The 12,263-nt window shown below is 63.1% G+C and carries 13 protein-coding genes; 8 read left to right on the plus strand and 5 right to left on the minus strand.

The annotated features are described in order from the left end of the window. Nucleotides 1–17 precede the first annotated feature (17 nt). Complete coding sequence (locus NGM28_RS23980) at nt 18–323, minus strand: DUF2288 domain-containing protein (protein WP_050704232.1); 306 nt, start codon at nt 321–323, stop codon at nt 18–20. Between the two features lie 360 nt (nt 324–683). Between NGM28_RS23980 and NGM28_RS23985 the strand changes: the two genes are divergently transcribed. The 7 genes from NGM28_RS23985 (at nt 684) to NGM28_RS24015 (ending at nt 8,305) form a co-directional block, all read left to right on the plus strand. Further along, the gene (locus tag NGM28_RS23985) at nt 684–1,799 is read left to right on the plus strand and encodes a branched-chain amino acid ABC transporter substrate-binding protein (protein ID WP_240064769.1); all 1,116 of its coding nucleotides are present in this window, start codon (nt 684–686) and stop codon (nt 1,797–1,799) included. 238 nt (nt 1,800–2,037) lie between these two features. Beyond that, complete coding sequence (gene livH, locus NGM28_RS23990) at nt 2,038–2,961, plus strand: high-affinity branched-chain amino acid ABC transporter permease LivH (RefSeq protein WP_240064768.1); 924 nt, start codon at nt 2,038–2,040, stop codon at nt 2,959–2,961. Next, on the plus strand, nt 2,958–4,214 hold the full coding sequence (locus NGM28_RS23995; RefSeq protein WP_240064767.1) for a high-affinity branched-chain amino acid ABC transporter permease LivM: 1,257 nt from the start codon (nt 2,958–2,960) through the stop codon (nt 4,212–4,214). Before livH ends, NGM28_RS23995 begins: the two co-directional genes overlap by 4 nt. After that, nucleotides 4,211–4,978 (plus strand): high-affinity branched-chain amino acid ABC transporter ATP-binding protein LivG, encoded by a 768-nt coding sequence (livG, locus tag NGM28_RS24000; protein ID WP_240064766.1) that lies wholly within the window; start codon nt 4,211–4,213, stop codon nt 4,976–4,978. Before NGM28_RS23995 ends, livG begins: the two co-directional genes overlap by 4 nt. Then, nucleotides 4,979–5,680: an ABC transporter ATP-binding protein gene (locus NGM28_RS24005; protein ID WP_011532591.1), complete on the plus strand. Its 702-nt coding sequence runs from the start codon at nt 4,979–4,981 to the stop codon at nt 5,678–5,680. 230 nt (nt 5,681–5,910) lie between these two features. Beyond that, the gene (locus NGM28_RS24010; protein ID WP_248918982.1) at nt 5,911–6,588 is read left to right on the plus strand and encodes a COG3650 family protein; all 678 of its coding nucleotides are present in this window, start codon (nt 5,911–5,913) and stop codon (nt 6,586–6,588) included. A gap of 103 nt (nt 6,589–6,691) precedes the next feature. Then, a complete protein-coding gene (locus NGM28_RS24015) occupies nt 6,692–8,305 on the plus strand; it encodes an NAD(P)/FAD-dependent oxidoreductase (RefSeq protein ID WP_252091790.1) in 1,614 nt (537 codons plus the stop codon). Between the two features lie 76 nt (nt 8,306–8,381). Here the strand turns inward: NGM28_RS24015 and NGM28_RS24020 are convergent, their stop codons facing one another. Next, complete coding sequence (locus tag NGM28_RS24020) at nt 8,382–8,846, minus strand: outer membrane lipoprotein (RefSeq protein ID WP_198744839.1); 465 nt, start codon at nt 8,844–8,846, stop codon at nt 8,382–8,384. 148 nt (nt 8,847–8,994) lie between these two features. On the opposite strand from NGM28_RS24020, the gene NGM28_RS24025 reads away from it, so the two are divergent. Then, nucleotides 8,995–9,225 (plus strand): hypothetical protein, encoded by a 231-nt coding sequence (locus NGM28_RS24025; protein ID WP_240064763.1) that lies wholly within the window; start codon nt 8,995–8,997, stop codon nt 9,223–9,225. Nucleotides 9,226–9,328: 103 nt separating this feature from the next. Here NGM28_RS24025 and pdxH read toward each other — a convergent pair whose 3' ends face one another. From pdxH to NGM28_RS24040, 3 genes are all read right to left on the minus strand, one after another. Continuing rightward, nucleotides 9,329–9,976: a pyridoxamine 5'-phosphate oxidase gene (gene pdxH / locus NGM28_RS24030; protein ID WP_252091792.1), complete on the minus strand. Its 648-nt coding sequence runs from the start codon at nt 9,974–9,976 to the stop codon at nt 9,329–9,331. Between the two features lie 19 nt (nt 9,977–9,995). Further along, a complete protein-coding gene (locus NGM28_RS24035) occupies nt 9,996–10,964 on the minus strand; it encodes an OmpA family protein (RefSeq protein ID WP_240064761.1) in 969 nt (322 codons plus the stop codon). Between the two features lie 99 nt (nt 10,965–11,063). Continuing rightward, nucleotides 11,064–12,209 (minus strand): serine hydrolase domain-containing protein, encoded by a 1,146-nt coding sequence (locus NGM28_RS24040; RefSeq protein ID WP_240064760.1) that lies wholly within the window; start codon nt 12,207–12,209, stop codon nt 11,064–11,066. Nucleotides 12,210–12,263 lie beyond the last annotated feature (54 nt).

Genomic DNA, 12,263 nt, shown 5'->3' on the forward strand with positions numbered 1-12,263 from the left:
ACTAAAAAAGCGCGTGCTTATTCCGCTTTCTTCGCCTGGATCACGATGAACGGCGAAACCACCACCGCCCAGATCTCTGGATCGCGGGTTTGCAGGTCGAGCGCCTGCTCGGCGGAAACCGGCCCGACAGTGCCATCACTACGCCACTTGGCGAAGATCTCGCTGCGATTCTCGGCCATCGCCTCGGCAACGGTGATCAGGTCAAGGCTGGGGTCGACCCAAATCAGGTCACCCTTGGCCCAGAAACGCTCCAGGGCTTTCCACTCGATGACGGCGGTCTCGCCGAGCAATTTGGCATAGAGGGTGCTTACTTGATCAGTCATGGGTTTACCTGCGCAAAGAATCGACCAACAAAAAAGGTCGGCATTTTTGCAGAAAAACCCGGTTTCAAATACGTAATTTGGTCGATCCGGCCCGAGTTTGTGGGGGCGGGCCGAAGATGCAGGCAAACTGATGGCGCATTTCTGTATCTTTATGTCGACCAGGCGACACCCCTCGAAACAGACGCTTTTCGCCCGCTTTTCAAGCGCTCGGACGGCGCTCTACACTGTACCGGTACAGTTCCGGGACATGTTCCGGGGGAAGGTGGGCTAACGGCATGGCGTAGCCAAGCCGCGAATCCCGCCCGGTCTGTAGCCCTGGCCTCAGGACTATAAGAATTACAACAGAATGAGTGGAGCACTATGATCAAGATTTCCAAGCTGTTTGCCGCAATGGTTCTGGCCGGGGTTGCCAGCCATTCGTTTGCCGCCGATACCATCAAGATCGGTATCGCCGGGCCGAAGACCGGTCCCGTGACCCAATACGGCGACATGCAGTTCACCGGTGCCAAGCAAGCCATCAAGGACATCAACGCCAAGGGCGGTGTCGATGGCAAGATGCTCGAAGCCAAGGAATACGACGACGCGTGCGACCCTAAACAGGCCGTGGCCGTCGCCAACAAAGTGGTCAACGATGGCGTCAAGTTCGTGATCGGCCACCTGTGCTCCAGCTCCACCCAGCCTGCGTCCGACATTTACGAGGACGAAGGCGTGATCATGATCACCCCCGCCGCCACCTCGCCGGAAATCACCGCCCGTGGCTACAAACTGATCTTCCGCACCATCGGCCTGGACAGCGCCCAGGGCCCGGCCGCCGGCAACTACATCGCCGACCACGTCAAACCGAAAGTGGTCGCCGTCCTGCACGACAAGCAGCAATACGGTGAAGGCATCGCCACCGCGGTCAAGCAGACGCTGGAGAAGAAAGGCACCAAGGTGGCTGTCTTCGAGGGCCTGAACGCCGGTGACAAGGACTTCTCCTCGATCATCCAGAAGCTCAAGCAGAACAACGTCGACTTCGTCTACTACGGCGGCTACCACCCAGAGCTGGGCCTGATCCTGCGCCAGGCACAAGAGAAAGGCCTGAAAGCCAAGTTCATGGGCCCGGAAGGCGTGGGTAACGACTCTATCTCGCAGATCGCCCAGGGCGCCTCCGAAGGCCTGCTGGTGACGCTGCCGAAGTCGTTCGACACCGACCCGGAAAACAAGGCCATCGTCGACGCCATCAAGGCCGACGGCAAGGACCCGAGCGGTCCGTTCGTGTTCCCGGCCTACTCCGCGGTCGAGCTGATCGCCGGCGGTATCAAGGCGGCCAAGTCCGAGGACACCGCCAAGGTGGCCGAAGCGATCCACGCCGGTACCTTCAAGACCCCGACCGGCGAACTGTCGTACGACGCCAAAGGCGACCTGAAGGACTTCAAGTTCGTGGTCTACGAATGGCACTTCGGCAAGCCGAAGACCGAAGTCTCCCCTCAGTAACTGCGTGACTAATAGCTGACCGAGAAGCCCACTGTGCGAGCAGTGGGCTTTGTTTTACGAGGTTCTATGGACCTGATTCCCGCGATCCGGGAGCCGGTTCACCTGAAAATCTTAAAACCGTCACCCGCGGTTTCCTGGCAGTGCCCGCACAACGATCACGTGGCGAAGACCGCGAGAACAAATGGGCCCGGGTCACCCCCGCCAGAGAAATGCAAATCAGGTTTTTAGGAGCGCTGTAATGCCTGAGATCTACCACTTCCTCCAACAACTGGTTAACGGATTGACCATCGGCAGTACCTACGCGCTGATCGCCATCGGTTACACGATGGTGTACGGCATCATCGGCATGATCAACTTCGCCCACGGCGAGGTGTACATGATCGGCTCCTACGTGGCCTTCATCGCCCTCGCCGGGCTGGCCATGATGGGCATCCACTCCCTGCCGATCCTCATGACCGTGGCCTTCGTCGCCACCATCTGCGTTACCAGTGCCTACGGCTACAGTATCGAACGGGTCGCCTACCGGCCGCTGCGCAACAGCAACCGGTTGATCCCGCTGATCTCCGCCATCGGCATGTCGATCTTCCTGCAGAACACCGTCCTGCTTTCACAGGATTCGAAAGACAAGTCCATCCCCAACCTGATTCCCGGCGCCTTCTCCTTCGGCCCGGGCGGCGCGGAGGAAGTGCTGGTCTCGTACATGCAGATCCTGGTGTTCGTGGTGACGCTGGTCGCCATGACCTGCCTGACCCTGTTCATCTCCCGCTCCCGCCTCGGTCGCGCCTGCCGCGCCTGCGCCGAGGACATCAAGATGGCCAACCTGCTGGGCATCAACACCAACAACATCATCGCCCTGACCTTCGTCATCGGTGCCGCCCTGGCGGCGGTGGCGGCCGTGCTGCTGAGCATGCAGTACGGGGTGATCAACCCCAACGCCGGCTTCCTGGTGGGCTTGAAAGCCTTCACTGCGGCGGTATTGGGCGGCATCGGCAGCATCCCGGGCGCCATGCTCGGCGGGCTGGTGCTGGGCGTGGCCGAAGCCTTTGGCGCCGACATCTTCGGCGACCAGTACAAGGACGTGGTGGCATTCGGTCTCTTGGTTCTCGTCCTGTTGTTCCGGCCGACCGGCATCCTGGGCCGCCCGGAGGTTGAAAAAGTATGAACAGAAATCTCAAACAGGCGTTCTTCAGCGCCTTGCTGGTCTGGGCCGTGGCCTTCCCGGTGCTGGGCCTGAAACTCAGTATCGACGGCATCAGCCTGATCGTGCACAGCCAGGGTTCGTTCACCATCAGCATCATCGCCGCGTGCTCGGTACTGATGTTCCTGCGCGTACTGTTCGACAAGCAGTGGAGCGCGGTGATGGGCCGCCGCTCGGACCGCAAGCTGGTACCGCCTTCGGTGACCAACTTCCTCACCCTGCCGAAGACCCAGCGTTGGGTCATCATCGGGCTGATCGTCGCGGCGCTGATCTGGCCGTTCTTCGGCTCCCGCGGCGCGGTCGACATCGCTACCCTGATCCTGATCTACGTGTTGCTGGGCCTGGGCCTGAACATCGTGGTCGGCCTGGCGGGCCTGCTCGACCTGGGTTACGTGGGCTTCTATGCCGTCGGCGCCTACAGCTACGCCATGCTCTCCCACTACCTGGGCTGGAGCTTCTGGGTGTGCCTGCCGATCGCCGGCCTGATGGCCGCCACCTTCGGCTTCCTGCTCGGTTTCCCGGTGCTGCGCCTGCGCGGCGACTACCTGGCGATCGTCACGCTCGGTTTCGGCGAGATCATCCGCCTGTTCCTGCGCAACCTCACCGACTGGACCGGCGGCCCCAATGGCATCAGCAACATCCCCAAGCCGGAGTTCTTCGGCCTGACCTTCGAACGCCGCGCCGCCGAAGGCATGCAGACCTTCCACGAGTTCTTCGGGCTGGAATACAACTCGATCAACAAGGTCATCTTCCTCTACCTGGTGGCCCTGCTGCTGGCGTTGCTGGCGCTGTTCGTCATCAACCGCCTGCTGCGCATGCCGATCGGCCGGGCCTGGGAAGCGCTGCGTGAAGACGAGATCGCCTGCCGCGCGCTGGGCCTGAACCCCACCGTGATCAAGCTCTCGGCATTCACCCTCGGTGCCTGCTTCGCCGGTTTCGCCGGCAGCTTCTTCGCCGCCCGCCAAGGGCTGGTGACACCAGAGTCGTTCACCTTCATCGAGTCGGCGATCATCCTCGCCATCGTCGTGCTGGGCGGCATGGGTTCGCAGTTGGGCGTGATTCTCGCGGCCATCGTGATGATCCTGCTGCCGGAGATGATGCGTGAGTTCAGCGAATACCGGATGCTGATGTTCGGTGCGCTGATGGTGTTGATGATGATCTGGCGTCCGCAAGGCCTGCTGCCTATGCAACGTCCGCACATGGAGCTGCCTCGATGAGCCGCGAAATTCTGCAAGTCAGCGGCCTGAGCATGCGCTTCGGCGGCTTGTTGGCGGTCAACGGCGTGGGCCTGACCGTCAAGGAAAAACAGGTGGTGGCGCTGATCGGCCCGAATGGCGCCGGCAAGACCACCGTGTTCAACTGCCTCACCGGCTTCTACAAACCGAGCGGCGGCACCATCCTGCTCGACGGCCAGCCGATCCAGGGCCTGGCCGGCCACCAGATCGCCCGCAAGGGCGTGGTGCGGACCTTCCAGAACGTGCGCCTGTTCAAGGAGATGACCGCGCTGGAAAACCTGCTGATCGCCCAGCACCGTCACCTCAACACCAACTTCTTCGCCGGCCTGTTCAAGACCCCGAACTTCCGCCGCAGCGAGAAGGAGGCCATGGAGCGCGCGCAGTACTGGCTGGAGAAGGTCAACCTGACCGAGTTCGCCAACCGCACTGCCGGCACCCTCGCCTACGGCCAGCAACGGCGCCTGGAAATCGCCCGCTGCATGATGACCCAGCCACGGATCATCATGCTCGACGAACCCGCCGCCGGCCTGAACCCCAAGGAGACCGAGGACCTCAAGGCCCTCATCGCCTACCTGCGTGAATCCCACAACGTGACCGTGCTGCTGATCGAGCACGACATGAAGCTGGTGATGAGCATTTCCGACCACATCGTGGTGATCAACCAGGGCACGCCCCTGGCCGACGGCACGCCGGACGAGATCCGCGGCAACCCTGATGTGATCAAGGCCTACCTGGGGGAGGCGTAAATGCTGAAGTTCGAGAACGTTTCCACCTTCTACGGCAAGATCCAGGCGCTGCACAGCGTCAACGTCGAGATCAACCAGGGCGAGATCGTCACCCTGATCGGCGCCAATGGTGCTGGCAAGTCGACGCTGCTGATGACCCTCTGCGGCTCGCCCCAGGCGAGCAGCGGCAGCATCAAGTACCTGGGCGAGGAACTGGTTGGCCAGTCTTCTTCGCACATCATGCGCAAGAGCATCGCGGTGGTGCCGGAAGGCCGCCGCGTGTTCTCGCGCCTGACGGTCGAGGAAAACCTGGCCATGGGCGGTTTCTTCACCGACAAGGGCGACTACCAGGAGCAGCTGGACAAGGTCCTGCAGTTGTTCCCGCGCCTGAAGGAACGCTACATCCAGCGTGGCGGCACCATGTCCGGCGGCGAACAGCAGATGCTGGCCATCGGCCGTGCGCTGATGAGCAAACCGAAACTGCTGCTGCTCGACGAACCCTCGCTGGGCCTGGCACCGATCATCATCCAGCAGATCTTCGACATCATCGAACAGCTGCGCCGCGATGGCGTGACGGTGTTCCTGGTGGAGCAGAACGCCAACCAGGCGCTGAAGATCGCCGACCGCGCCTATGTGCTGGAAAACGGCAAGGTGGTGATGCAGGGTACCGGTGAAGCGCTGTTGACCGACCCGAAGGTGCGCGACGCGTACCTCGGGGGGTAAAAGATCAAAGGGCCTTCGGGCCCTTTTTTCTGCCTGTTGCAATTGATGCTGGCGTGGGCCTTGTAGGTGCCGGCCTTGCCGGCGAACACCGGCGTAGCCGGTGCCATCCACCGAGGCGCCTGGTTCGCCAGCAAGGCTGGCGCCTACGTGATGGCTTGTTCCCCTTGTAGACACCCGACAGGCTCGGTAACGTGGCCGGCAATTTTTGCCCGAACACCGGAGCCCGCCCGATGCGCCTCACCCCTTCCCTGCTGCTCACCGCCCTGTTGCCCCTGTTCGCCGGCTGCCAGATGCTGGCCGAAAAACCGGTCGACCCGAACCTGGGCACCACCCGCATGCAAGGCGAACTGAGCGCCGCCGGCGGCCACCTGTTGTTCAAACCCTGCAGCGAAAGCCGTCGCTTCATCGTCAACGACGCCGCCGCGACTGGCATTCTGCAAGAGGCCGCCAACCTGGCCGACGACGCCGGTGACAAACTGTTCGCCGATGTCCGCGGACGCCTGGCCGGCAGCAAGCAGGCGGGCAGCGACGGCCAGCTCGACGTGACCCGCCTGTACCGCCTCGAATCCTCCGAACATCCTGGCTGCGAAGACCCGAACTTCAAGCAACTGACCCTGCGTGCCGGCGGCCATGAGCCGGACTGGGACATCAAGGCCAGCGGCAAGGGCATGGTGCTCAACCGCGTCGGCCAGGACCCACTGCCGTTGCCTTACCTGGAAGAGGAAATGCCGGGCGGCGGCCTGAGCCTGTCCAGCGAAGCCAACGGCCAGCGCGTCGAACTGTGGGTCGCGCCGCAGCGTTGTGTCGACGGTGCCACCGGTGCCATCCGCCATCTCAAGGCCGAGCTGCGCATCGACGGCAAGACCCTGCAGGGCTGCGCCTACTACGGCGGTGCCCGCGACCTCTGATCGCCAGGTGCTTTTATCCTGCCAGTCGGGGCGGCGAACAGCTTATACTTGGCGGTTTGTGTAAAGCCGCCGGCCGCCCATGGCCGGGATACTGGACCCTGCCATGCTACGAATCACCGAACTGAAGCTGCCCCTGGACCACTCCGACGACGAGCTGCGCGCCGCCATCGTCCAGCGCTTAGGGATCAGCGACGCGCAACTGCTCGGCTTCACCCTGTTCAAGCGCAGCTACGATGCGCGCAAGAAGAACAGCGAACTGCTGTTCATCTACACCATCGATCTCGAAACCAGTAACGAAGCCGAACTGCTGCGCACCTTCGCTGACGACCCGAAGGTCGGCGTCGCGCCGGATGTCAGCTACAAGTTCGTCGGCCATGCGCCGAACGAGCCGCAGGAACGCCCGATCGTCGTCGGCTTCGGCCCTTGCGGTATCTTCGCCGGTCTGTTGCTGGCACAGATGGGCTTCAAGCCCATCGTCCTCGAGCGCGGCAAGGAGGTACGTCAGCGCACCAAGGATACCTGGGGCCTGTGGCGCAAGAGCGTGCTCAACCCAGAGTCGAACGTGCAGTTCGGCGAAGGCGGCGCCGGCACCTTCTCCGACGGCAAGCTGTACAGCCAGATCAAGGACCCGAACCACCACGGCCGCAAGGTGCTGGAAGAGTTCGTCAAGGCGGGCGCCCCGGAAGAAATCCTCTACATCAACAAGCCGCACATCGGTACCTTCCGCCTGACCAGCATGGTCGAGAAAATGCGTGAGGAAATCATCAGCCTGGGCGGTGAGGTGCGCTTCGAGCAGAAAGTTACCGACCTGCTGGTGGACGGCGAGCAGCTCACCGGCGTGGTGCTGCACAGCAGTGAACAGCTGCATTCGCGTCATGTCGTCCTGGCCCTGGGCCACAGCGCCCGCGATACCTTCCGCATGCTCCACGCCAAAGGCGTGTTCATGGAAGCCAAGCCGTTCTCGGTCGGTTTCCGAATCGAGCACCCGCAGTCGCTGATCGACAAGGCACGCCTGGGCAAATACGCCGGCCACCCGAAACTCGGCGCCGCCGACTACAAGCTGGTGCACCACGCCAAGAACGGCCGTTCGGTGTACAGCTTCTGCATGTGCCCGGGCGGTACCGTAGTCGCCGCCACCAGCGAGCCTGGCCGTGTGGTCACCAACGGTATGAGCCAATACTCACGCAACGAGCGTAATGCCAACTCCGGCATCGTCGTCGGTATCGACCCCGAGCGTGACTACCCGGGCGGCCCACTGGCCGGCATCGAGCTGCAGGAACGCCTGGAAGCCCACGCCTATGTAATGGGTGGCAGCAACTACCAGGCCCCCGCGCAACTGGTGGGTGACTTCGTCGCTGGCCGCCCGTCCACGGCACTGGGCAGCGTCGAGCCTTCCTATAAGCCCGGCGTCACTCTCGGCGACCTGGCTCCGAGCCTGCCGGACTTCGCCATCGAGGCGATCCGTGAAGCGCTGCCGGCCTTCGATCGCCAGATCAAGGGCTACAACCTGCACGACGCGGTGCTGACCGGCATCGAGACGCGCACCTCGTCGCCATTGCGCATCACCCGCGGCGCCGACTTCCAGAGCCTCAACCTCAAGGGCCTGTTCCCGGCTGGTGAAGGCGCGGGCTATGCTGGCGGCATCTTGTCTGCCGGTGTCGATGGCATCCGCATCGCCGAAGCAGTAGCACGCGACATGCTCGGGCTGAACGACTGATCCAGCGGCCTTCCCCGGCACAAAAAAGAAACCCCGACGCGGCCAAGCCGGTCGGGGTTTCTTTTTGCATGCGTTATCAGTGAGTGACGCGGCTGGTGCCATCAACCGTCATGATGCGCACACGCTCACCCACGCGGAAGACCTCGTTCTGCTGCACTTGCTGCACATAGGCGCGCATGCTGCCATCGTCCTCGCGCACGGTGATCTCGACGCCTTGTGTGCGGGTCAGGCCTTCTTCTGCAGCGGAGCCGGCCAGGCCACCGGCCACAGCACCGATCACGGCTGCGACGATGCTGCCACGGCCACCACCGACTGCACTGCCGGCGACACCACCGACGATAGCGCCAGCACCACCACCGATCGGGGTCTTGGTGCCTTCGATCTTCACCGGACGCAGGGATTCGATGGTGCCCATGCGCACGGTCTGCACGCGGCGAGCCTCATCACGGGAGTAGCTGTCGCCAGTCAGCGACGATTGGCAGCCGCCCAGCAGCAGCGACACGGTGGTGAAGCTGGCCAGCAGCAAAGCGGATTTACGCATGGGGTAATCTCCAAAAGTTACAGGTGCTCATTAGACGCTTCGTCTTGACAGCTGTCACGGCGCAAACGTTATAAATTTGTTCTCATTCAGCTCAGGTACAGCCGCAACGGGCTGTGAAGCCAGTTCAAACGTTGGACCAAGGATAGCCATGGATTACTTCATCGTCGTCATCGTCACCGCCACGGGCCTGTATTTCCATTGGTGGCTGTACGTGCGCATGCGGCGCTGGATGGACCGTGACCTGGCGTTGTCGCTGGCTGGAGAGGATCCGGACAAGCGTGAATACATGCTTGGGCTGTTGGAGCGGGCGCGGGCAGAGAAAGTTGGACGCAAGGCGCTGGCGGCGTGGCTGGAGCGGGAATCGGCGGGGTATCGGTGAAACGGGGGCTGCTTTGCAGCCCTGCGCCGGCAAAGCCGGCTCCTACAGGGGACGCGTTGCCAATCTGATCTGTATGAAGGGCCGCATAGCGGCCCCGTTTGATTCAAGGGGCCAGGCGCTCGCGCTGCCATTGGCCATCGACCAGGCGATAGTTCAGCCGATCATGCAAGCGACTGGCCCGCCCCTGCCAGAACTCGATACGCTCCGGCAACAGACGGTAACCGCCCCAATGCTCGGGACAATGGGGTTGCGTGTCGGTGAACCGCGCTTCGGTAGCCTTGACCAGCCCCTCCAGTTCCTCACGGTCAGCAATCACCCGGCTCTGCGGCGACGCCCAGGCCCCCAGGCGGCTACCCATGGGGCGCACCTGGTAGTAGTCGTCGGACTCCTTGGCCGTCACCTTCTCCACCCGCCCTTCGATGCGCACCTGACGCTCCAGCGCCGGCCAGAAGAATGTCATGGCGGCGAACGGATTGGCCGCGATGTGCTGGCCCTTGGCGCTTTCGTAGTTGGTGAAGAAGGTGAACCCTCGCGCATCGAGGGCCTTGAGCAACAGCACCCGGCAATGCGGACGGCCATCGGCATCCACCGTGGCCAGGGTCATGGCGTTGGCTTCCACCGGCAGTTGCTCGGTCTTCACCGCATCGGCGAACCATTGGTGGAACAGCGCGAACGGCTCCCCCGGGGCCTGGGCTTCGGCCAGGCCATCACGGGTATAGTCGCGGCGCATATCGGCCAGGGATTGGGTCATGTCTGCGTTTCCTTGACGATCAGTTGGTCTTCGCAGGGCTGTTGGCGGCGACTTTCTTGTCGGTGGCGGCCTTCTTCGCGGCGGGCTTGGCCGGAGCGGCTTTCTTCTTCGCAGTGGTGCTGGCCTTGGCCGGCGCCTTGGCCTTGGCGGCAGGCTTCTTCGCCACAGGCTTGGCGGCGGGCTTGGCGGCCACCGGGGCCTTGGTTTCCTGGGTGGCCACCATCGCCGCCGGAGCCGGCGCTGGCGCGGCCTGCTGGTACTTGGCCAGCAGGGCGACCATGGTGTTCTGCGGGGTCAGCAGCATTTCGACGCGACGGTTCAGGGCACGGCCTTCAGCGCTGTCGTTGGCGGCACGTGGCATGACCGAGCCCATGCCCTTGAGCATCAGGCGATCACGCTGCAAACCACTGAGGCGGAAGATCGCCGACACCGAAGCGGCGCGCTCGAGGCTGAGCTTCTGGTTGGCGGCGGTGGCGCCGCTGGTGTCACCATGGCCGAGGATCAGCACGGCTGTTTTGGTATCGGTTTCAATGACCTTGGCAACCTGGGTGATCGGACCGAGGGTGATCGGCAGCAGCATGTTCGGGCGATCCGGGTTGTACGAGCTGTCCACCGGAATGGTCACTGCCAGCACATCTTCGCGGCGCTCGAGCTCGAGCTTGCTGCCCTTGATGGCTTCGCGCACCTTGGGTTCGTACTGGTCGAGCCAGGCCTGGGTGGCCTTCTGGTCGATCTTCGGCACGGCTGCGGCGGCAGGCTTCTTCTCTTCAGAACCAAACGGCCACCACCAGCGGCTGCTGCTCTCGGACTTGGCATCGGCCTTGGCCACGTTCTCGGTCACGGCGGCCTTCACTTCCTGCTCGGCGACCTTGTCGGAGCCGAAGGGCCACCAGCTCAGGCCGCCTTCCTTGGAAGCGTCCTGGGAGTGGCTGGCACAGCCGGTCATGGTCAGGCACAGGGCAAGTGCTAAGGTTTTATGTGAAGACATCAGCGATACACCATGAAATTGAAAGAAATTTTGCCCACGCACATCAGGCGTTGGCATTGAGGATAGTCAAAGGGTCCGGGCAATACCCGCATTACCCGATCAAAGGCAACCGCCAAGGACACGCACCAGTTGTTGGGCGCGAGGGTCCATCAGCACATAAGGGCCAAGCGTGTTGGTGACGAAGCCGAAGGCCACGTCATGTTCAGGGTCGGCAAACCCGACCGAGCCACCGGCGCCTGGGTGGCCGAAGGCGCGGCCACCGAGGCCGAAGGTAGCATTGGCCACGTCAGGCTGGTCGAGCATGCAGCCCAGGCCGAAACGCGTCTGGGTCAACAAGGTGCGGTCCTGGCCCAGGCTGTGTTCGCGGGTCAGTTCGTCGAGCAGTTCGGATTCGAGCAGGCTGCCATCGAGCAAGCCGGCGTAGAAACCCGCCAGGCTGCGTGCATTACCATGACCGTTGGCGGCAGGCTGTTGCATGCGCCGCCATTCCGGCTTGTTGGTGCTGGTAAGGATGGCCGGCGGATTGGTGAAGGCGCGGGTCGACAGTGCCTCGGGCTCGCGCATCGTCACCTGCAGCAGGCGCTGTGCAGCCGCGTCGCCCGGGTTGCCCTTGCCGCGGGCAATGTGCGCCACGCGATGAAATTCTTCGTCCGCCAGGCCGACATGGAAATCCAGCCCCAACGGCCGCGCGGTACGAGCCACGATGGACTCGCCCGGGCCACGGCCATCGGCGCGGCGGATCAATTCGCCGATCAACCAGCCATAGGTGATGGCGGCGTAGCCATGCTCGGTGCCAGGCGTCCACCAGGGCGTCTCGGCAGCCAGGGCATCGACCATCGCCTGCCAGTCATACAGCGCTTCGGCCGGCAGCAATTCGCGAATCGCCGGCAGGCCAGCACGATGGCTGAGCAGTTGGCGCAGGGTGATCGTCGCTTTGCCGGCCTGGGCGAACTCCGGCCAGTAGCGGGCCACCGGGGCGTCGAGAGCCAGCTTGCCCTCGCCGACCAACTGCAGGGCGGTGACGGCGGTGAAGGTCTTGGTGCAGGAGAACAGGTTGGCGATGGTGTCGCTGTGCCAAGCCTCGCGGCCGTCTTTGTCGGCGCTGCCGGCCCACAGGTCGACCACGGTTTCCCCGCCGACCTGGATGCACAACGCTGCACCACGCTCCTGGGGATCCTCGAACAACGCGGCGAAGGCTTCGCGCACCGCCTCGAACTTCAGCTCATAGTGACCCTGGATCTGCACCCGACTGCTCTCCGTACGACCTAACGTGCAAAAGCGTGCATTGTTTCAGCAGTT

This window comes from Pseudomonas sp. MWU13-3659, assembly GCF_023757525.1.
GTDB lineage: Bacteria > Pseudomonadota > Gammaproteobacteria > Pseudomonadales > Pseudomonadaceae > Aquipseudomonas > Aquipseudomonas entomophila_E.

Excerpts from the sequence above, each read along its gene's own strand:
- NGM28_RS23980 (WP_050704232.1), bottom strand. The coding sequence starts at position 323 with ATGACTGATCAAGTAAGCACCCTCTATGCCAAATTGCTCGGCGAGACC.
- NGM28_RS23985 (WP_240064769.1), top strand. The coding sequence starts at position 684 with ATGATCAAGATTTCCAAGCTGTTTGCCGCAATGGTTCTGGCCGGGGTT.
- livH (WP_240064768.1), top strand. The coding sequence starts at position 2,038 with ATGCCTGAGATCTACCACTTCCTCCAACAACTGGTTAACGGATTGACC.
- NGM28_RS23995 (WP_240064767.1), top strand. The coding sequence starts at position 2,958 with ATGAACAGAAATCTCAAACAGGCGTTCTTCAGCGCCTTGCTGGTCTGG.
- livG (WP_240064766.1), top strand. The coding sequence starts at position 4,211 with ATGAGCCGCGAAATTCTGCAAGTCAGCGGCCTGAGCATGCGCTTCGGC.
- NGM28_RS24005 (WP_011532591.1), top strand. The coding sequence starts at position 4,979 with ATGCTGAAGTTCGAGAACGTTTCCACCTTCTACGGCAAGATCCAGGCG.
- NGM28_RS24010 (WP_248918982.1), top strand. The coding sequence starts at position 5,911 with ATGCGCCTCACCCCTTCCCTGCTGCTCACCGCCCTGTTGCCCCTGTTC.
- NGM28_RS24015 (WP_252091790.1), top strand. The coding sequence starts at position 6,692 with ATGCTACGAATCACCGAACTGAAGCTGCCCCTGGACCACTCCGACGAC.
- NGM28_RS24020 (WP_198744839.1), bottom strand. The coding sequence starts at position 8,846 with ATGCGTAAATCCGCTTTGCTGCTGGCCAGCTTCACCACCGTGTCGCTG.
- NGM28_RS24025 (WP_240064763.1), top strand. The coding sequence starts at position 8,995 with ATGGATTACTTCATCGTCGTCATCGTCACCGCCACGGGCCTGTATTTC.
- pdxH (WP_252091792.1), bottom strand. The coding sequence starts at position 9,976 with ATGACCCAATCCCTGGCCGATATGCGCCGCGACTATACCCGTGATGGC.
- NGM28_RS24035 (WP_240064761.1), bottom strand. The coding sequence starts at position 10,964 with ATGTCTTCACATAAAACCTTAGCACTTGCCCTGTGCCTGACCATGACC.